Below are 22,004 nucleotides of genomic sequence, written 5' to 3' on the forward strand. Positions count from 1 at the left end.
TTAAGCTTCTTCTTTTGCCGCTAAATAACGTTCTGCATCTAAAGCAGCCATACATCCTGTTCCAGCAGCAGTAATTGCTTGTCTGTATACATGATCTGCAGCATCTCCAGATACAAATACACCTTCTACATTTGTTTTAGAACTTCCTGGTTTATTTATAATATATCCAGTTTCATCTAAATCTAAATAATCTTTAAAAATATCGGTGTTAGGTTTGTGCCCAATAGCTACAAAAAATCCTGTTGCAGGCACTTCGGTAAGTGCATTTGTTTGGTTATTTTTAACCATAACACCTGTAACCACTTGTCCGTCTCCTAAAACCTCTTCTGTTTCAGAATTAAAAAGGATTTCTATATTCTCTGTATTTTTAACACGATTAGCCATAATTTTAGACGCTCTAAACTCGTCTCGTCTTACTAACATGGTTACTTTTTTACATAATTTAGATAAGTAATGAGCTTCTTCACACGCAGAATCTCCAGCACCTACAAGAACAACTTCTTGATTTCTATAGAAAAATCCATCACAAACAGCACAAGCAGATACACCTCCTCCTAATTGAAGATATTTTTGTTCTGAAGGTAAACCTAAATATTTAGCAGAAGCACCTGTAGAAATAATTACCGTTTCGGCATGAATTTCTTGAGTTTCGTTAACCCAAATTTTATGTACATCTCCAGAAAAATCTACTTTAGTTACCCAACCATCACGAATATCTGTACCAAAACGTTTTGCTTGATCTTGTAACTGAATCATCATATCAGGTCCTGTAATTCCTTCTGGATATCCAGGAAAGTTTTCGACTTCGTTGGTTGTCGTTAATTGACCTCCAGGTTGCATTCCTTGATATAATACAGGAAACATATTCGCTCTGGCAGCATAAATAGCCGCAGTATATCCTGCAGGACCAGACCCCACTATAAGGCATTTTACTTTCTCAATAGTATCAGACATATCTTCTTATTATTTTATTATAACAAAAGTAGAATTTTTGGAACAATCCTTACCGTTTAAGTTATTAAAAGTTATTATAAACTAATAGAAATTATTGATATGTGCACTATTATTAAAAACAAAAAACCTAATAATAAAGATTAATGCTTTAACTATTAGGTTATAAGTTATATATTGAAGAGTATTTTTATACCATATAGCTGATTATATTTTATTTAAACAGTTTCTTCATAAATAGTAAAGAACCTATTTTACCTGTGTAATTAAGAGCTGTATGCACCCAATTTAAAGGTTTTAAATCTTCCTGAACATCTCCCTTTAAACTTTTCATTTCTTCCCATGCTATTTGGCGTTCTAAATCCAAACGTTTCAATTCCTGTTTAATCTCGTCAAAATTTGTAAATTCTTTTTTCATAAGTTAATCAAAAAAGTTTTCAGACATAACTTTTATAAATTTCTGATCTATACGATGTCTTAATAAATAAATAAAAAGGGCTATTAATAGAAATAGACCTCCAACAACTAGAGTGCCTAAAGCAAAATTATCTAACCAATATCCAATAGCTAAAGCTGCCGAAATTGCTAAAAATAAAAAGGCTATAAATAAAACGGCCCCAATTAATAGCATTTTACCAAAAAGACTCATCGCCCCTGTTAGCTGCTGAAATATTTTTAATTTCAAATATTGATGAGAGGTCTCTATATACCTCTCACCAATATCTTTTGCTTTATTTGAAGTCTCATTTAAAGATTCAAAAACATTCATATATTATGATTTTTGAAATTTCTTATTTTGTTCTTTAAGATTAGCTAACTTTTTTTCAAGACTAGAAATTACATCATCAGCTTTATGACTTGCATCTGTAACGATAGATTCTAATTGCTCATCTAACGTTCCTTTTTGAGTTGCCATTTTACTGTTAACCTTCTCCTTTAAATCATGAGCACTAGCGCTTACTTTTTCTTTTAAATCGTGAGCACTACTATTCATTTTATCTGCTGCCGTCGACGCTTCTTTAGCTAGACGTTTTCTTGTTTTACTTCCCTCATCTGGAGCATAAAGAATTCCAATTAATGCTCCTATTGCTGTTCCAGCTAAAAGCCCTAAAACAGTGTTTCCATTTTTACTCATAACTTTATGTTTTTAATGATTAAATATAAATTCTGATTCTTTTAGAATCATTATCAAATTTACATAATATTAAGATACTAATCGTATTATAAAACACAATTTTAAGTTAAACCATCTAAATTTAACAACAACACAAACAAACAGTAAAACATTTAAATATCAACACTTTACAACACCTAATAAAGTATTCCTATTTAACTTTATTTTATCAAAATCATTAATTGAATCCATTTTGTTTTTAACTCAAAAAAGGAACTTATTTTATAAATTCTAAACACAAAAACAACAGTCTTACTCTCTCACAATTTAAAAGAACTTTCATAGCTATCCTAATAGAAATTAAAACATCAAACAGTGTCTAAAATGACTTTAAATTTCTCATTGCTATATGTATTAAAACATTTTATAATAACTTATTAAAACTAGTTAAAAATGCCTCTGTACTAATTTTTAGTAATAAGTATACAAAGAACAATTAATCAAACTAAGATTCTTTTAAAGTATAGCATAAAAAAAGCCTTGCAATATGCAAAGCTTTCCTTTTCTAAGAAACTTTTAGGTATTAGGCCACTACTTGTATCGCTTCTTCAACTTTTAAACTAAGTGCTTTTAAACGGTTTAATTCCAATTCTAAACCTTCTAATATTGTGTTTTTAGAAGCTTCAAAATAATCTTTTGTATCTTCTAATAATCCTTCGTAATAATTTACTCCTTCTTTTAAATTATTAATAAAAGTTAAAAAATACTTTTCTTCTCTTTTATTAGAAATTACCGGAGAATCGTTAAACTTTTGAGTAATATAATCGACATAAATAGTCAATTCTTTTACAAAAATATTTGGACGCTTTGGTGCAACCAAATTTTTAATTTCTCCATAAATATGAGATGTCATTTCTTTTAAACTCATTATTTTAGAAAAATATGCCATATTTGGACCAGGGCAAATAGAAACTCCTGTCCCTTCTGTTTTTGTATCTAAATTATACTTTAATAAAGTAGATGTGCTTAAACCAACGCAAGTACAAGACTTAACGGTAATCTTATCAAAAGCTTTTTTATAAGTAACAGGATCTAAACCTTGCTCATCTAATTGTTTAATTTTTAAATGCTGATATTGTCTAGAAGCGGTACATAAACCTTCTTTTGAGAATTCGGTATCTAAAGCCACAAACTTTTTAGGACACGCACTTCCTGGTCGGTTTTTATCAATATTTCTATACTTTTCTTCATCTTTTGTATTCCCTTTCATACTATTAAAAGGAACTCCTAAAGGCGAAATATCGCTTAAATACAAATCGTCTTCCTTAGCAGCTACTAATTGTTGCAACGTGGCATCGTCTACGGCTGTGGCTTCAGGAACTAATAAAAAAGGGGTTCCCCAACCAATAGAATCTAAATTATATTTACTTAATAGAAATTCATGTTCTTCTGAAGTTCCTACACCACCTTGAGCGGTGATTTTTACTGGCAAAACAGATTCTGGAATAGGATATGCTTTAGCTTCTAATGCTTTTATAAACAAGTCGTGAAGTTCGTTAGTTAAAGCATCTTTATTTACCGTAAACTCGTTTAAGATTGGCCCTAATAATAATCCGTTTGTAGCGAAAGCATGTCCGCCACAGTTTAGCCCAGATTCAATTCTAAATTCTGAAACCCAGATTCCTTTTTTAGCTAATATTTTACCCTGAATTAAAGCCGATCTGTAATCGCTTACCTTAAGAATAACCTTCTTTTTAATATAATCTTTAGCATCTGGATAAAAATCTTTAAAGTTTTCTAGATAGCTAAATAAATGCGGATTCATACCAGCCGATAAAATTAAAGACGAACTTAGACTAGAATTTGCATACCCCCTTAATGCAGCATGTGCATCGTTATATTCTGCAGGTAATTTTTCATCGTCAATAAAATGCCCTTTATCAACCTTTGTCATAATATTTACGTCGATACTCCCTTTTACCAAGTTTTCTGAGACTAATTTCTTAGCTTTTTCTAAATTAAACGTTCCTGAGATCGCATTTACAAACTGAGATTTAAGCTCTGACGTGCTTGGTAATAAATTAAAGTAATTCTTTAACTCTTCTGTACAAGATTTATTAACTTCTTTAAGCTGATTAAATTTTTCTTCAGTAACATCATGTATCATATTTAAATATGAAGTAATACGTTTCGCTCTAAAATCAGATTCTGAATTATCGATCTCATTATAAGGCAATTCAAACATATGACAGTACATTTTCCGAAGCTTTTCGAGTAAAATATCATCGACTAAAGATATAGCCGAATCAATCCCCAGATGAGACACTTTTAACGGTGTATCAACGGTAAACCCTATTCCCATTACTGGGATATGGAAGGAATGTAATTTTTTCATCGTTATTGTTTTTAGTTATTCTTTTTTTTACAAAAAGATTTACAAAAGTGAGATTATTTTTATCTAAAACACATGACTTTTATCATGTTAGCTCTTAATTATTATAAAAACAACCTCTCTACATACGATTAAATAATTGTAACAAAACAAAAAAGACAGCCATAAGAGACCTTCTTTTATACTATAATTAAACTCAATTTTATTTAAAATTAAAGGGTTATAAAATGAACCTTTTTTAACTTTTAATGACTTGTAAAAGCATCCATGATTTGAGTTACGGAAAACGCTTCTTCTGCCGAACATGGATTTTCTCCTTTACCTAAAAAATAATCTAAAACAGCTGCAATCATAGGCTGCTGCACATGTTTTGGGTTTGAAAAATTAAAAACGAATTCTTCTCCGTTTTTATAATATTTAACTATTTCTCCAAAGAATGAAAACTCTATTCTTCCAGTTGTTCCATAAATAATACATTCGTCTTTTTGATCTGCTTCTGCACCATTAAAAGACCAAATACCACGACACTGAACTCCATTTTTAAAATAGACTATTCCATTTACAATATCGTCTGCGTTCACATTATTTCTGTTTGAAGAAAACCCTATTGCCTTAGTATAATCTCCAAAATACTGATACATTAAATCTAATTGATGCGGTGCTAAATCATGAAATAGCCCACCACCAGAAACTTTAGGATCTAGTCTCCAAGGTAAATCGGATTTGGCAATAAGATTCGATTTTCTAGATTGTAATATCTGAATATCTGCAAACAATACCTCTCCTATTTTATTCTGTTCTAGCAACTCTTTTACTTTTAAAAAAGCTGGTAACTTACGTCTGTAATGCGCTACTGTTAGTTTAACGTTAGCGTTTTTTAGTGCATTTAATATACGTTCTGCTTCGGTTGAATTTAAGGCCATAGGTTTCTCTAAATACACATGTTTTCCTACCTTAATAGCATCTAAAGTATATTGTAAATGTGATGCTGGAGGTGTCGCAATATAAACGGCATTAATTTCAGAATCTTCCAAAATCTGAGTAGCGTCGTTATACCAATGTTTCACATTATGCCGTTTTGCAAAATCTTCAGCTTTAGCTAAATTTCTTCGCATTACAGATTTTAATTCTGACCGTTCAAGTATAGAAAAAGCTGGTCCGCTTTTAACTTCGGCAACATCGCCACAACCTATAATTCCCCAAACAATCTTATCCATATTATGTTCTTTTTATTTCATTTCAAATTTAACGATTCCAATTTAAACCTAATTATGATTAAGGTTATACCCTTTTCCAATAATTTATGATTTTTTCAAACTAAAAAAGCTTGAGGCGAACCTCAAGCTTTGATATGATTACACAGTAAAAACTGTATGTTATTTATTCAAAATTATTTACGATACAATGGATCTACACCTATTGTTCCTTCTAATCCTTTTAAATATTCAGCTGTATTAGCATCATTATATAAGTCTTTTACAGTTTGTAAACGACTAGATAAATCCATTTCTTCAACCAATTGTTTATTACTTGGGTTAGACATGAATGTTTCTAAATAATTAATTTGTTTAGTATAGAAAGCGATGTCTTTTTGTTGTTTCAACTTCAATCTTTCTTTGTACCATTCGCTATTAATTACATAGTCTCTTTCAAAATATCCTCTCAATTCAGGATCGCTCATTTCTTTACCTTCATAATGTCCGTAAGCCATCATATGTAAAAGAATTTTTAATGGTGGTACAGCTGCTTCTATACTACCATCTTCAAAATATCTTAAAGCTACTTTTTGTTGTGCTTCAACAATATTGTTAATTCCATCTACATAGTCTTCCATACCTTGCAATTCTGGTTTAAGCATTTTCTCGTTAAACACTGCATTAGGTTCATCGAAAATACGGTTTAAACATCTTAAAGAGAATTGTTTTGTAATACGGTATCCAAGTCTACTTGCTAAAATTTTCTGTCCTTTATATTCAAAATCTTCTAGTTTTTCAAGAGCTCCATCGTTAATTAAGAATTTAGGATCTCTATCTTGAGGTTCTAAACGTGCCCAAATTTCAGGAATTAAAATACTAATATCATGATCTACTTTATTTTCTCCTCCAACATAACCTGCAGCTGTACTAAAGGCATTAGATTCTGTTAAAATGTGAGATAATAATGCATTGTTTAAATCTGTTGTAGGCGTTAGCATATTGAAAGGTCCTTTTGTTAAGGCGCCTTCAGAACCTGCTCCTGTTGTTGATGGTGATTTACCTGTAAGACTACAAATAAAATCCATAAACAATTCTGGAGTTTCTTGATAATGAATTGGGTTATATACAGCTAACGGACGAATTCCTGCTTTTGTATCGGCTGGATTATTACGTCTTCCTGGTAATACTGCATTTACAACATCGATAATTGGATCTTCAGATTCTACTTTTCTAAATAAACGCATACCTACTTCTGCCAAATAGCTTGCTTCGGTTTCGTTTATAAAGATATTTTTCTCTAAATAACGAGGGTTTTTAGTAGGTTCTCCGTTTACAATTCTAGTATGAGATGGTAATACAAAGTATTCTTCTTCTTTAGGACTATGTACAACACTTTCTATTAAATCTTTAACAGGTTGTGTATATTTATCGAAGTTAATAGTGTCTTCATGAATTTCGATAGCATCCTTCTTAGTTAACAATTCGTAATTTGTTAAGAACACATTTTCTCCAACAATATCACGTTCTGCATTTTTATCGTATCCACGAATAATAGCTTCGTCTGGTCTTTGAAATAAGTGAGATTCACAATTCGCAGAAACTTTTAAACTCTTATTTTTATATTGCGGATTTAGGTCTTTAAACTTATTTCTTGGTAATGTAATAGACGCTGTAATATCGTCTTCCATTTGGATTTTTAAACTTGCAGAGAAATCTGATCTTAATTTGTTTAATAACCAGTTTCCTTCTTGATTAAATCCGATACGTACATAACTACCAACTACTGGGTTATTCACATATTTTAAACCTGTTCCTTTTTGTCCGTTTACAATGTCTACAGATACACAATCTTTCCAATTTAAAGCTCCGTGATCTTGACGATATAGACGTTTAATAAACAATACTAAAGATCTAATATGTACTGGAATGTTAGAGACAAACTCATTATATTCGTCTGTAAATACATCTAAAGGTTGTAATAATCTTACTGCAGATCCTAATGTTCTTTTAGAACTTAAAAAGGGTTCTGAAGGTGGTAAAGTTGGATCGTAATTTCTCCATCTTTTAGAGTAATCGTATTCAATAATTTCGTCTGCTTTTTTAAAGTCTTCGTCAATATCAATAATGTTGAAATTACTATATGTAATTGCATTTTTCATTGATTTAGAAATCTCTGACTTTCCTCCTCCTGAAACCGTACAAGGTTTGTGGCAAAATACACCTTCTGGAGCTGTATTTACAATTCTCCAAAGGGCAACAGCATCGTGTTTTTCTAATTTGAATTTATTCCCAGATGGGTGAACATATGTTTTATTTGGATTTAATAAGATACGTTGTTCAACATCTTTATACGTCCAAGTAATATCGTTTGTATTTGTGTTGATGTATGCATTTTCAGGGACATAAACAATGTTAGGATATTTTTTATCTACAGCATAATATTCGGGTTTAACATCAATTCTATCACCTAAATATTTCTTAACATCTTCGAAACTGTAAATATTTCCGTATTTATTAGAAAACCCAGTACCATTTACGATATCTCCCATTACACCTCTTGGGTAAGCAACCGCTCCTCCTGAATGTTCTTCTTCTACTAAACCAAATAAGTTAGCTGAGTAACTAATTTGAGTTTTAATTTCTTTTTTAGAATATCCGAAATAATTATCTGCGATTAACGTAACAACAACACCTCTATCATCTCTACAAGTTAATTTAAAAGCACCACCATCGTTATATAATTCGCTTGGTTCTTTCCAGCACATACCATCTTTTCTCTGACGCTCTGTTGCATCGTCGTAATGAGGTAAACCAACATCTTTTTTCTTAAGTGTTTTTAATTGTGGCGCAAGGATAACACAACCAGTATGTCCTGTCCAATGTTCTGTATCTAAAGCAGCATCGTTTTGTACAAGAGATGGATCTCCCGCATTACCAAAAATAGCTTCAACAAAATCTAAGTTACTAACTAAGCTACCTGGAGCAAAGAAACGAACTTCTAAACTCTTTTTAGAAATCACTCCTTTTACTTCTGGGCAAACCATTGGTCTCATTAACATAGAAACCATAACTTTTGCTTTTTCTTCTTGTTTAGAAGTAAATGGTAATGTTTTTAATTCTTCTGAAGGTTTAAGTGCTGCATCTAATAAATGTGCAAATGTTATTTTAGGAACTTCAAATTTATCTAAAGGCACAGGTAAACTCCCTTCTACAATATGAAAAGTACCTTTTGTTGTTCTTTTATCATGAATTGGATTGTTTAAAACCCCTTGTTTTACTCTGTAAGATGTAACATCTTCACTAACAAAACTTTCACCATTTGGAGGTAAACTTACCTCGCGTGCATGTCCGGTTTGGTTTAACACTAAAGTATCGTTAGGTATTTTTATTGTTTTATCAAAAGTTACGTCTTTTAAATAATCTTCAATAAAAGATTGAATTCGACTATCTACGGGAGACAAATGATCTGATAGAATTCGGGATTTTTCACGAAAACTTTTAATTAGTCCATTGGTTAGTTTTTGAAAATTTGGATTACTAAATGCAATTTCTGCATTTTCGTCGTCGTGATAAATAGGTTGTCCTAAAGAAGCTAACTGCAGGTTGATGTACCTTATAGTATCTTTTCTGCTTCGAATTACAGCCTCATTATTCGCATTCTTTTCTCTACTCATAGTTATTTGTAAATTTAAAATCGATAATACTCTGTTTATGCATATTTTGTATTGTCATAATCCCATTAGCCGAGTATTTTTAGTCGCTAAAAGAAGATAATGAATCCTTTTATTTTTTAATTTAAAAGACGATTTCTGATTTGGTTTTCTTCAAACAAATAATCCTAAATCTAAATTGATATTTTTTACAAAAAATGCAATCTTTTATTCATTGTAAATTTACTTAATTACAAAATAAAAAACTAATAAGTTTAAGTAATAAATGCGCTCAAACTACCTAAAAACAAAGGGTTTAATCAAAATAGAATGATTCTAAATAATAAAAAATAATCTTATTTTTTTTCAAACGTTTTCGTTTTTAATTTAAAAAAAATCATAAAAATAAGATCTCATTTTACACAAAACATATCTACATTATCATGCCGAAAAAATAGTGAATGCATTTACTTTATTTCTAAAAAAATTATCTTCTAGAAATTAGATTAAAAAAACAAATTCATAATCTTGATTTAATCACCAATCAAATTGCAGAATAGAGTTCTATAAAAAGGACATCTATTTGGCTAAGAAACTAACGCCCTCAACTTGTATTAAAATTGTATATAATATTCTAAACAAAGGTAAATATGAAGAAAACAAAAAAAGCTTCCGATTTCTCGAAAGCTTTTTTGTGATGGCAGAAGGATTCGAACCTTCGACCGCCTGCTTAGAAGGCAGGTGCTCTATCCAACTGAGCTATGCCACCATTCACGAACAACTAGTGTTCTGAAAGCGCTTTATTAGAAAACTTAATTCCCGAAAAGCTGTGCAAATATAAGTGTCTTTATAAAACTACACAACATTATTTTGGATAAATTTTAAAAAATATTTACATCTTTTTATAACCCTATTGTAAATCAATTATTTCAGGTTTTATCTTTCTTAAAATAAAAGTTAATTCACGTTTTTATAGTACAAAAAAAAAGAACAGCCTTTACAGACCGTTCTTTTTTATAAAATGCAATTTTTATAAAAAATTATTTTCTAACTGCTTTTACTATAGCTAAAGCAGCTTTAACATCTTGCTCTAATTTTGCATAATCTTTATTAGCAATTATGTCTTTAGATATTAATTGAGATCCCATACCAACACAAGTAACACCAGCATCAAACCATCCTTTTAAGTTTTCTTCTGTTGGAGAAACACCACCAGTTGGCATAACACTTGTCCAAGGTTGTGGGCCTTTAATTCCTTTTACAAATTTAGGTCCGTAGATATCACCAGGAAATAATTTTACGATTTCACATCCTAATTCTTCAGCTCTAGCAATTTCTGTTAATGTACCACATCCAGGAGACCATAATACTTTTTTACGGTTACATGCAATTGCGATATCTTCCCTTAAAACAGGAGTTACAATAAAGTTTGCACCTAATGCCATGTATAAAGAAGCCGCTGCTCCGTCTGTAACAGAACCAACACCCATAATCATACCTGGTAATTCTGCAATTGCATATTTAGTTAACTCTCCAAAAACTTCGTGAGCGAAATCTCCACGAGCAGTGAATTCCATTAATCTTGCTCCACCATCGTAACAAGCTTTTAATACTTTTTTACTTAACTCAATATCATTATGAAAAAATAAAGGAATCATTCCAGTTTCTTTCATTGCTTGAGCTACTTCTAATCTTGAAAATTGTGCCATTTTATTATTTTTAAATTTTTTAATTCCAGTTTAAGATTTTTTTGAAATCGTATGCCTCTGGATTAGGTAAATATTTTTTAGCTTGTTCATAATCTTTCTCTTCAATATAGAATAGATTATTTATAAAAAGCTGTGCCATATCTGAATTGATATCGACTAATCTTGGTGGAATTTTACCGCTTTCATCTTCAAAATCCTTTAAAAATAAAGGCGTAATATCACCTTTTGAGTTTGCACTTACAATACAACCAGAGATCCCTTGATCAAATAATTTCTTTACACCAATACCCAATAAAGAGCATAAGGTTAAATCGAATGCTATAGGATTACAACATCTTAATTCGTAACCAAGTTCTACCGGTCTTGTTTTTACTTTTAAACCTATCTCTTTAAGTTTAACTTGAAGTAGATAATTAAAAATATGAGATTTACTTACATTTCCTAATTCCGGATGACCGTGGTCGTCGTAAGTAAAATTAATATCGGAATTTATAATTTCTTCTTCATCCATAAAATGAAAAACACCTTCGCTTACTAAAGCGACACCATATTCTACACCTTCAAGTTTACATTTCACAATAGAGGACACTATCATATTAATAAGTTTCTCGAAAGTAATTTTGGTTTTGTTAAACATTTCTGGAATAATCATCATTTGAAAATGACAAGCCGAAGCTATTCCGAAAGCTAAATGTCCTGCCGAACGTCCCATTGCCGACATAACAAACCAGTTTTCGCTGGTCCTAGCATCTTCATATACCGTATTTCCTATTCTAACACCTTCGTCTTTTGCTGTATGAAATCCGAATGTTGGATTTCTGTCTGGCAATGGCAAGTCGTTATCTATAGTTTTAGGTACGTGTACATGAGCTACATTTAACTCTTGTGATTGAAGATATTTGGTTAACCTATTGGCGGTAGACGCAGTATCGTCTCCGCCAATGGTTACCAATAATTTTACATTATTTTTCTTAAAAAAATCTGATTTAAAATCACTGTCTTTAGGCTTAAACCTACTCATAATTAAAGTAGATCCGCCACGACTAAAAATACGATCGGCATGATGAAAATCGAACACTTTTATTTCTGGTTCTTCGGAAAGTAATCCTTGGTACCCATGATGCACACCTATTACTTTGTAACCATCTTTCATAAAGGTTTTGGCTACAGTACTAATTACGGTATTAATCCCAGGTGCGGGTCCTCCTCCACAAATAATTGCAATTGATTTTTCCATGTATAAATCGTGTTTGTTTGTAATGATTTTAAGTTTCAGTTATTATCTAGCTACACGACCTGAAGCGTCTCCGCCCATAAGTTTATTTACCTCAGCAACAGTTGCTAAGTTAGCATCACCTTTAATTGTGTGTTTTAAACAAGATGCAGCAACTGCAAAGTCTAATGCATTTTGATCGTTATCTGGGTATGTTAATAATCCGTAGATTAAACCTCCCATAAAAGAATCTCCACCACCTACTCTATCTACGATATCAGTAATTTGGTATTGACGAGTTTCTAACATTTTAGTTCCATCGTATAAAACTCCAGCCCACGTGTTGTGAGATGCAGAGATAGATCCTCTTAATGTAGTAATTACTTTTTTAGCTTTAGGAAATTTAGCCATCATTTGCTTACAAACAGATAAAAACGCTTCTGCTTTAACATCATGTCCAGCAGTTTGCACTGCAGCACCATCAGGCTTAATTCCGAAGTGCATTTCAGCATCTTCTTCGTTTCCTAATACAACATCACAGTAAGATGTTAATTCTGTCATTACAGCTTCTCTGTGCGCATCGTCACAGTAATTCCATAATTTAGCACGGTAGTTTAAATCTGTTGAGATTGTAATTCCTTTAGCACTTGCAGCTTTAACAGCTTCTAAACATACATCTGCAGAACTTTGAGAAATAGCTGGAGTAATACCAGTCCAGTGAAACCACTCAACACCATCAAAAACAGTATCCCAGTCAATCATTCCTGACTCAATAGTAGACATAGAAGAATGAGCTCTATCGTAAACGACTTTACTTCCTCTAGATACTGCACCAGTTTCTAAGAAATAAATTCCTAAACGCTCTCCACCCCATACAATTTTGTCAACACCAACACCTCTTTTACGCATTTCCATCATTGCACACTCTCCAATATCATTCTTTGGTAAACGTGTTACGAAATCGCAAGACACACCATAGTTTGCTAATGATACTGCTACGTTAGACTCTCCTCCTCCATAAACAACATCAAAATTGTTAGCTTGAGAAAATCTTAAAAATCCTTGAGGAGCTAATCTTAACATGATTTCTCCAAACGTTACTACTTTACTCATTTATTTAAATTTATATTAATTAAGTTTATTTTTAATGAGGAATTCACTTCCTCTTTGTACTTTTATAATGATAAAAATATTGAATAATTACCATTAAGACAAACGTTTGTGCAAAACTTTTATATTTCTCTATTGATAAAAAAAATAAGAATTGACTCTCATTTTATATCGAATTAAAGGACAAAAGGAATATATTTGTTCAAACGATTGACCAAATTTACATAAAATTTTGAAAAACAAAAGAAAAACGACAATAAAAGATATAGCAAATGTGTTAAATATTACTCCATCTGCTGTTTCAAGGGCGTTACATAACCATCCCAGAATCAGTGATAAAACAAAAATTGCAGTAAAAAAAGTTGCCAAAGATCTAGATTATCAACCCAATCATTTAGCCTCTGCATTAAGGAGTGGAAAGAGTAAATTAGTGGGTATTATTGTTGCTAAAACCAACAGTTATTTCTTTTCGTCTGTCGTTGAAAATATAGAATATGAGCTCAATAAAAAAGGGTATAATCTTATCATTACACAGTCTAACGAATCCTTCGATAAAGAGTGTAGAAATATAGATGCGCTTTTACAAACTCAAGTCGATGGTATTATTGCTTCTTTAGCCAACGAAACAGTTAATTTCGATCATTACAACAAAATTAAAGAGAAAGGCATACCTCTTATCTTGTTTGATCGTGGTGAAAATGATATAGGTGTAGATTATGTAGGTATAGACGATTACCAAAGTAGTAATATTGTTGTAAATCATTTAGTAGAACAAGGCTGTAAGCGCATAGCACACATCGCAGGGTATAGTCATACCAGAATTTACAAAAACAGAATTAGAGGGTATAAGGATGCACTAAAAAAGCACGGATTACCTGAAGAGGAAGAGTTATTGTTAGAAGGAAGTTTATCTATTGAAGATGGAAGAGCAAAAATGACGGAACTTTTAAAACTTTCTATTTTACCAGATGCTGTTTATGCCGCTGGAGATTATGCTGCCTTAGGAGCACTACAGGTATTGCAAGAACACAACATTAAAGTACCTGAACAAATTGCTTTGGTTGGTTTTAGTAACGAACCATTTACATCGCTAGTATCGCCTTCCATTTCGAGTATTTATCAGCACAACAAAGAGATTGGAAAATTAGTAGCAAAACAGTTTCTTTTACGTGTAAATGATAAGAATTATAAGCCTGTTTTACACAAAACCATATTAGAACCTGAATTAATTATTAGGGACTCTTCTAGAAAATTAAAGTCATAAATCATTAAGCTTGCTAAATTGTTACTTTTATATTGATATAGCAAAGCCTATAACCAACACAGAAACAGATTATAATTTCTAGGTTAGTTCAGGCTTTATTATGTATAGTTTTATATGTTACGATACCTTATTAAGGCGTAACTATACTATTTTTTACTCGGTGGTCTTTGTCCGCCTTTAGGTTTTGGTCCATTTTCTAATTCTGCTTTCGAAAGAAATCCATCGCCGTCTGTATCTATATCAGAAAACGATTGGGCTATAGGGCCTTTCAACTCTTCTTTAGCTAATTTACCATCTTTATTTGTATCCATTTCAGATAGCAAAGTATCAAACATAGGTGGACCACCTGGTCGGCGTTCTGAATGCTCTTTAGTTGCTTTATGAGTTTCAGTAGTTGGCGCTATTTGTTGTTCTGATTTCTTGTCTTTCTTAGACTCGCAAGCTAACATTACACATGTAAAAGCTCCTAAAAGTATTATTTTTTTCATGTTTTAAGGTTTTATGTTATTATTAAAATGTTTTAAAGTATTAGATATTGATTCTTAACTAATTACTAGTCTTTTCATCCCTTAGTACTAGAGAGTACCAATTTTCTGCCAACTATTATGCTAGGCAAAATTATAGCAAAAAACCATAAATATTTAGTATTAGACTGCTGCTGACTAACAATCATTTTATCGTTTTTAAAAAACACAGAAGTACTATAATTATTATTTTCTGATAAAATAACCTTGCTTGTATCTCCATTTAACAACAATGAAAAAATAGTTTGATGATGATCATTCTCTGTAAAAGCACTTATGTTAAGATCTAAAGTTTCTAAGGTTTTAGGTAGTTTTGAAGTGATAAATTTAAAATTTGTTTCATGATTCCCTAATTTCAATCCACCATTTAAAAGATCGATATGTTCTCCATTAATTTCTAAATTGAAATGCTCTTTTATATACTTAACAGCCAATATTTTATATTCATCATTAGACAATGCATTGAAATCAAGATTTGGATAATGTTTTATTAAAGCTTCTTGAAAACCAACCTGACTTAAACTCACATTTAAAATTCCCAATTCTTGATTCACTTCTAAATAATAAGCTGCAGATAAAGGGTTGTGTGCCTTCACCACTTGTAAAGAGATTATCATAAAAAAACAGAAAAAAAGTATCTTTTTCATAAGGCTATTAATTATAGGTAAAACTACTATTTGCAGCTACTCCTTTTAAACATTTAGGAACATTAGGTGCATCTGTATTACTTGCGACATAATGATATGTACCCTCTGGAAACTCTGTAGTTTCGGCTGTTCTTCCTCCACAATCATCTAAATCATCTGGCTCTTCTGCATAGGCATAAATAGGAAAACCATCTTTAGCAAAACCAATTAATTTGGTTGTTGTAACTTGATCTATTAATGTACATGATACATCTGTAATACCATTAGCATCTAAAACTTGATTCATTGATTCAGGAATAAAATGCCAGTGGTAATACCCTGCAGGGTCGTGATGACCACCACATGGATCTAGAGAAGGGATATTACCAGCAACTTCTCTTCCTGGGTTTGTTACAGAAGGCGGAGCTCCGTTAATTGGAACACCATCTAAAGACACACCAACTAATTCTATGGTATCTATATCGTTATTTGAGGCTGCTAATTTTGGTATTGCAGGAATTAAAAATGTTAATTCTAAATCGTTATTTGGTGCAGCTTCTAAACAATAAGATAAATCTGCATCTACTGCTCCAGAGTTAAAATCGTCTATATTAATATTGCCTTCATCATCTACAATATCATATCCATCTGCCTCCATAGCATTAAATAATTCTGCTTTCATAACTTGAAATCCAGGATTTGTATCACCGTCGTAAACCCCTAAGCCTCCAATATCTTCGATTGTTTCTGGGCAATACGGACCGTTTTCTACTGGGTTACTTGAAAATGTGATTTGAAAACATTCAGCACTAGTTCCGTCTTCAAGAGTAGCCGTAACAGTTTCAATAGATAGTAATGACATTGAATTAAATAAAGATTCGGAAATTAAATACGTTCCATCTTCTGTTGTTTCGGTTTCAGATTCACTTTCTGTACTACTACTGTTACACGAGCTATATACCCCCAACATAAGTAATGCAATACAAAAGCCCCCTCCTAATAGGTATTTATTTTTTTTCATTTTTATATACTGTAAATTATGAATTGACTAAGTTTGTTTTTAGAGACAACTGGCGTTAGTCCATTTCTTCTATTAACTTAGAATTAAAATCAGGAATTAGTTTCTTTCTTTTTTTAAATTTAAAAATAAAACCAAATACACTAAGTGTTGCTAAAAAGGGAACTACATACCAACTTAAAGCATTACCCGCTAAGCTATTTGTATTACTTACCAGTATAAATTTATTATCTACAAGTTTAACTTTAGCTTCAAAATTGTTATTCTTTTCTAAAGCGAATATATTTCTATTCACACCATTTTTTAAAATCATAAATGTGTTTTTACTTTTAAATATATCCTGAAACATGGTGTTATTTAAAGACACGGTTTTAAACGTTTCTGGCACATCTATTAAATATACCACTAGAGTTTCGTGTCCTAATTTAATTTTAGGATCACTAAGTTTAACCTCTTGACCATTAATTTTAAGTGATAGATTTTTCGACATAAGTGTAAAAACCAACTCTTCAAATTCTTTTGGTGTATTGTACCCTTTAACGGTATACTTATTATTGACTACACTTTCGAAAGCTGAGAGCGCAGACCTTACCTGAAGTGTCCATTGTCCGCTCTTACTTTTAACCAATACTGTACTAGACTGTGATGTAGAGTGTGCTAAAACCACCATGGGTATAATAAACCACAAGAAAGAAAGCGCTACTCTTATTTTTTTTCTTGTGTTATAATACATAAGCACCTCTTAAACCATTTATAAAATTATTATTCCCAGCCTCGTCTACGTGATAATGATAACCACGAGTATCGTCTGAATGTCCAAGTAAATCATCTAAATCTGTTGGAGTATTACCATCTACATCTAGCAATTCATAAATACCATAACCATCTAATGCATATCCAATTAAAGCAGCATGACCATCTTCTTGATCTACAGATGTACTATAACCCGTTGCAGCGTGGTAGTGATACCCTTGATGTACATTTATATGTCCTCCTGCATCATCAAAAGGAGCTAGAGTATATGCACTTAAAATATTACTTGTAGGTGCTGGTGCAGAAAACTCAATTCCGTTTAAAGCAACACCACGAGTTGTAGGCACATTACTTTGCGCACCCCCTGCTGAGTTAAAATAAGTTGCCGTACTTTGATAAACTGGGGTTACAGGAATTAACCACGTTTGAGACACGCTTGTAATATAATCGGGAATACATTCTACACAAAAATTCTCATATTCTGTTCCAACGTCTGGATTTGCTGCATTGATACAATCTTCTTCTGTTTCTGTAATATATACATCTCCATTTTCATCATACATTAACCATTTATCATCATCATAAAAAGTTGCCATATTCTTCACAAAAGCACCATCTACATCATACACTTCTCCATCTTCTAACCAAATCCCTCCTGCTTCTGCATCGTCTTCAATATTATCTGGACACCATGGTCCCATAGTATGATCTGCAGGTACGCTAGTTGTTACTATTTGATAACATTCTGAACTTGAACCATCTGATAATGTACAAGAAACTTTAGTAATAGTTAGCGTTTCTCCTTCTGTATAAAAATATGCTGGATCTACATCTATAGACACACTATCATCTACATCGTCTGTATCAGAATCTGTTGAACTATCGCTATCACTACTTGAACAAGAACTGAAAGTAAATAATCCTACTGAAATAAAAGTTAATCCCAACATGGGTAATTTCATACTGTTTAATTTCATGATTTTTCTGTTTTTTTTGATTATTGATTAGTTATTAGAATTGAAATATTACTACTATCTATTTTCTATTAGGAATAGATTATTCTAATTCTTGCTTTAGTTTAATGGCAAGAATTTGTGTTTTTTTCCGAAGATTCATTGCAATATTTAATTGGTTTTTGGTTTGCAATAATTGATCTATAACACTGTTTTGATATTCTTTATTATTCAATAAACCTCGATAATTAGATTTCTGGCCGTAAACTCTAATCTGATTAAAATTGTGATTCGCTTCCGGAAGGACATCTATCAATGAAATGTATTCTTCCAAAACAGGTTTCAACCTATTATCTACAATATTTCTAATCTTTAATTCTTGTTCTTCAAATAATTTTAATTCAGTAGGATACTCTGCAATCAAATCGGCAAGTGTATCGTTTTCTAAAAATTGAAACTTATCTGTTATATTTACAGAGCTTAAAGCTTCTTTTCTTAAATTTGTATTTTTAAAATTTATCTTAATTATTGTATCCTTAGCACCTTCTGTTAAATCATTACCATGGAGCCCTACATATTTTAGCGTGTTTTGTAATGTTATTGTATTCTTATTATATTGCATTATTGAGGTATCAAGAACATTAAGATTTGTATGTAACTCTTCGTATAAGCTTACATAAATTTTCTCTTGGACTATTTTATTTTTTCTAACTTCATTTAAATCATTAATTTTCCATGCAATTAGAATTCCCAGTACAATCAAAAAAATTTCTCCAAGAGCATATAGCAGATGATTTTTTACTTTCCCTGAAAGCAACTGTTTTCTTCTTAGATTCCTAAATACTTTCATAACTTCATTAGCCCTAGTTATAATAGTTTAAAAAAAAAGCTTCATAATTACTTACAAAGCCTTTTAAAAAAAACAACAACAAACTATTTTTTATTTTCTTTTACCACTTGGTTTTCCATTATCAAACTCTTCTTCTGAAATGTATCCATCTTCATCCGTATCAATCTTAGCAAAATCATCTTTCAACGGCCCTTTTAATTCTGATTCTTCAAGTTTCCCATCTTCATTAGCATCTAGTTCTTTTACAAGCTCTGCATATGTTGGTGGTGCTTTTTGTTCTCCTCCTCTTTGTTGAGCACTTGAAACACTTACAAATGCTAAACAAAAAAACACCATCATTAAACCGATTTTAGAATTCATTGTTTTCATAATTATAATTTTTTAGTTCTTATATATGTGCAAATATGTAAAATAGTTAGATGTCTAATTTATGTTTTCAGTGGATGGGCATAATCCTTAAGTAAAATCATATAAAAAAATGTTAAACCTGTTTCTGTGAACCTATAATCACCTAATTTCTAACAGATATTAAGATTTTACTATAGTAAATCCCTAAAGTAAAGACTAAGTATTTTTGATGATCTGAGGTCCTATTTTAGATTAAACTGAAACAAAAAAAACCGTCTAAAAAATTAGACGGTTTTAAAAAATAGACTTATTGGATTATTTAATCACTACTTTCCTAGTGATGGGTTTGCCATATTTATATATGGACAACATGTAAAATCCTTTTGGATATGAAGATAAGTCTAAAGTTTTACGTTTTAAGCTTCCATCTGACTGGATAATTTCATTATATAATACCTTTCCTGACATATCGGAAAGTCGTATAGGAGATGCAACCATTAAACCTGATATTTTTATATTTAAAATACCTGATGTGGGGTTTGGATAAATACCAAATTCAAAATCTGGTATTACTTCTTCAAGTTCTTCAACTTTAAAATATTCTATATTAACAGTAACACTATCTTCTGTGTAACAACCTGCTACATTAAATACCTCGACCGTATAATTGGTTGTTTGATTTGGACTAACAGTAATGCTCGACGTCGTCTCACCTGTACTCCATATGTAATCAGAACCTCCTGTAGCTGTTAAAGTCACAAATTCACCTTCTTCGATAGTTTTATCTACTCCTGCATTTGCTACAGGTAAAGCATCTACATGTATAGTAACCTCAGCTGTATTTGAGACATCTCCTTCCGAAACAACTACATTATATGTTGTAGTCTGATTGGGACTAACCGTTATATTTTGAGTAGTCGCACCTGTACTCCATTTGTAACTCGATCCGCCAGATGCCGCTAGTGTTACTGACTCGCCTTCACAAATGATTTGATCTTCACCTGCATATGCTGTAACAATTATTTCGGTAGCGTTTACAATGACTTTAACATCATCTATAGTTGAGCAATCGCCTGCATTAAATACCTCGACCGTATAATTGGTTGTTTGATTTGGACTAACGGTAATGCTCGACGTCGTCTCACCTGTACTCCATATGTAATCAGAACCTCCTGTAGCTGTTAGAGTCACAAATTCACCTTCTTCGATAGTTTTATCTACTCCGGCATTTGCTATTGGTAAAGCTGTAACTGTTACTGTTACCTCGGCTGTTTCTGAGACATCGCCTTCCGAAACAACTACATTATATATTGTAGTCTGATTGGGACTAACCGTTATATTTTGAGTAGTCGCACCTGTACTCCATTTGTAACTCGATCCGCCAGATGCCGCTAGTGTTACTGACTCGCCTTCACAAATGATTTGATCTTCACCTGCATATGCTGTAACAATTATTTCGGTAGCGTTTACAATGACTTTAACATCATCTATAGTTGAGCAATCTCCTGCATTAAATACCTCGACCGTATAAATGGTTGTTTGATTTGGACTAACGGTAATATTTTGAGTGGTTGCTCCCGTGTTCCATTTATAACTTGATCCGCCACTTGCTGAAAGTGTAACCGATTCGCCTTCTTCGATAGTTTTATCTACTCCGGCATTTGCTATTGGTAAAGCTGTAACTGTTACTGTTACCTCGGCTGTTTCTGAGACATCGCCTTCCGAAACAATTACACTATATGTTGTAGTCTGATTGGGACTAACCGTTATATTTTGAGTAGTCGCACCTGTACTCCATTTGTAACTTGATCCGCCAGATGCCGTTAGTGTTACTGACTCGCCTTCACAAATGATTTGATCTGTACTTACTCCTGCCGTAACAATTATTTCGGTAGCGTTTACAATAACTTTAACATCATCTATAGTTGAGCAATTGCCTGCATTAAATACCTCGACCGTATAAATGGTTGTTTGATTTGGACTAACGGTAATACTTTGAGTGGTTGCTCCCGTATTCCATTTATAACTTGATCCGCCACTTGCTGAAAGTGTAACCGATTCACCTTCTTCGATAGTTTTATCTACTCCGGCATTTGCTATTGGCAAAGCTGTAACTGTTACTGTTACCTCGGCTGTTTCTGAGACATCGCCTTCCGAAACAATTACACTATATGTTGTAGTCTGATTGGGACTAACCGTTATATTTTGAGTAGTCGCACCTGTACTCCATTTGTAACTTGATCCGCCAGATGCCGTTAGTGTTACTGACTCGCCTTCACAAATGATTTGATCTGTACTTACTCCTGCCGTAACAATTATTTCGGTAGCGTTTA

General features: G+C 32.1%; 19 protein-coding genes and 1 tRNA gene. 1 reads left to right on the forward strand and 19 read right to left on the reverse strand.

Going from position 1 to position 22,004, the window contains the following annotated elements; translation table 11 throughout:
* The 11 genes from trxB to Q1B05_RS15170 all read right to left on the reverse strand — a co-directional run bounded on the left by trxB (position 1) and on the right by Q1B05_RS15170 (position 13,338).
* Complete coding sequence (gene trxB, locus Q1B05_RS15120) at positions 1-954, reverse strand: thioredoxin-disulfide reductase (RefSeq protein ID WP_299781794.1); 954 nt, start codon at positions 952-954, stop codon at positions 1-3.
* Between the two features lie 211 nt (positions 955-1,165).
* The gene (locus Q1B05_RS15125; RefSeq protein ID WP_299781795.1) at positions 1,166-1,369 is read right to left on the reverse strand and encodes a hypothetical protein; all 204 of its coding nucleotides are present in this window, start codon (positions 1,367-1,369) and stop codon (positions 1,166-1,168) included.
* A gap of 3 nt (positions 1,370-1,372) precedes the next feature.
* Positions 1,373-1,720 carry a hypothetical protein gene (locus Q1B05_RS15130; protein WP_299781796.1) on the reverse strand — a complete coding sequence of 116 codons (348 nt, stop codon included), beginning with the start codon at positions 1,718-1,720 and terminating at the stop codon, positions 1,373-1,375.
* Positions 1,721-1,723: 3 nt separating this feature from the next.
* A complete protein-coding gene (locus Q1B05_RS15135) occupies positions 1,724-2,086 on the reverse strand; it encodes a YtxH domain-containing protein (protein WP_299781797.1) in 363 nt (120 codons plus the stop codon).
* A gap of 562 nt (positions 2,087-2,648) precedes the next feature.
* Positions 2,649-4,460, reverse strand: a complete 1,812-nt coding sequence (locus Q1B05_RS15140; protein ID WP_299781798.1) for a hypothetical protein — start codon at positions 4,458-4,460, stop codon at positions 2,649-2,651.
* 242 nt (positions 4,461-4,702) lie between these two features.
* Complete coding sequence (locus Q1B05_RS15145; protein ID WP_299781799.1) at positions 4,703-5,674, reverse strand: Gfo/Idh/MocA family oxidoreductase; 972 nt, start codon at positions 5,672-5,674, stop codon at positions 4,703-4,705.
* 173 nt (positions 5,675-5,847) lie between these two features.
* Positions 5,848-9,327 carry a hypothetical protein gene (locus Q1B05_RS15150; RefSeq protein WP_299781800.1) on the reverse strand — a complete coding sequence of 1,160 codons (3,480 nt, stop codon included), beginning with the start codon at positions 9,325-9,327 and terminating at the stop codon, positions 5,848-5,850.
* 671 nt (positions 9,328-9,998) lie between these two features.
* Positions 9,999-10,072 (reverse strand) — tRNA-Arg (locus Q1B05_RS15155).
* Positions 10,073-10,343: 271 nt separating this feature from the next.
* Complete coding sequence (locus Q1B05_RS15160; RefSeq protein ID WP_299781801.1) at positions 10,344-11,012, reverse strand: bifunctional 4-hydroxy-2-oxoglutarate aldolase/2-dehydro-3-deoxy-phosphogluconate aldolase; 669 nt, start codon at positions 11,010-11,012, stop codon at positions 10,344-10,346.
* Between the two features lie 19 nt (positions 11,013-11,031).
* Positions 11,032-12,249: a 6-phosphofructokinase gene (locus Q1B05_RS15165; protein ID WP_299781802.1), complete on the reverse strand. Its 1,218-nt coding sequence runs from the start codon at positions 12,247-12,249 to the stop codon at positions 11,032-11,034.
* Between the two features lie 42 nt (positions 12,250-12,291).
* Positions 12,292-13,338, reverse strand: coding sequence for a sugar kinase (locus tag Q1B05_RS15170; RefSeq protein WP_299781803.1), 1,047 nt, complete (start codon positions 13,336-13,338; stop codon positions 12,292-12,294).
* 229 nt (positions 13,339-13,567) lie between these two features.
* Here Q1B05_RS15170 and Q1B05_RS15175 point away from each other — a divergent pair, with 229 nt between their 5' ends.
* Positions 13,568-14,599 carry a LacI family DNA-binding transcriptional regulator gene (locus Q1B05_RS15175; protein WP_299781804.1) on the forward strand — a complete coding sequence of 344 codons (1,032 nt, stop codon included), beginning with the start codon at positions 13,568-13,570 and terminating at the stop codon, positions 14,597-14,599.
* Between the two features lie 146 nt (positions 14,600-14,745).
* Here Q1B05_RS15175 and Q1B05_RS15180 read toward each other — a convergent pair whose 3' ends face one another.
* The 8 genes from Q1B05_RS15180 to Q1B05_RS15215 all read right to left on the reverse strand — a co-directional run.
* On the reverse strand, positions 14,746-15,087 hold the full coding sequence (locus tag Q1B05_RS15180) for a hypothetical protein (RefSeq protein ID WP_299781805.1): 342 nt from the start codon (positions 15,085-15,087) through the stop codon (positions 14,746-14,748).
* Positions 15,088-15,161: 74 nt separating this feature from the next.
* On the reverse strand, positions 15,162-15,770 hold the full coding sequence (locus Q1B05_RS15185; protein ID WP_299781806.1) for a hypothetical protein: 609 nt from the start codon (positions 15,768-15,770) through the stop codon (positions 15,162-15,164).
* Between the two features lie 7 nt (positions 15,771-15,777).
* Positions 15,778-16,770, reverse strand: coding sequence for a YHYH protein (locus Q1B05_RS15190; RefSeq protein ID WP_299781807.1), 993 nt, complete (start codon positions 16,768-16,770; stop codon positions 15,778-15,780).
* Between the two features lie 55 nt (positions 16,771-16,825).
* Positions 16,826-17,500, reverse strand: coding sequence for a DUF6702 family protein (locus tag Q1B05_RS15195; RefSeq protein ID WP_299781808.1), 675 nt, complete (start codon positions 17,498-17,500; stop codon positions 16,826-16,828).
* Positions 17,490-18,497, reverse strand: coding sequence for a YHYH protein (locus Q1B05_RS15200; RefSeq protein ID WP_299781809.1), 1,008 nt, complete (start codon positions 18,495-18,497; stop codon positions 17,490-17,492). The genes Q1B05_RS15195 and Q1B05_RS15200 overlap by 11 nt, the downstream gene beginning before the upstream one ends.
* Before the next feature lie 79 nt (positions 18,498-18,576).
* Positions 18,577-19,323, reverse strand: a complete 747-nt coding sequence (locus Q1B05_RS15205) for a hypothetical protein (protein WP_299781810.1) — start codon at positions 19,321-19,323, stop codon at positions 18,577-18,579.
* A gap of 90 nt (positions 19,324-19,413) precedes the next feature.
* The gene (locus Q1B05_RS15210) at positions 19,414-19,692 is read right to left on the reverse strand and encodes an EF-hand domain-containing protein (RefSeq protein WP_299781811.1); all 279 of its coding nucleotides are present in this window, start codon (positions 19,690-19,692) and stop codon (positions 19,414-19,416) included.
* Between the two features lie 294 nt (positions 19,693-19,986).
* Positions 19,987-22,004, reverse strand: a 2,018-nt coding sequence (locus Q1B05_RS15215) for a T9SS type A sorting domain-containing protein (protein ID WP_299781812.1), incomplete at its 5' end; no start/stop codon positions are given.

The organism is uncultured Formosa sp. (genome assembly GCF_947500765.1).
Lineage (GTDB): Bacteria > Bacteroidota > Bacteroidia > Flavobacteriales > Flavobacteriaceae > Formosa.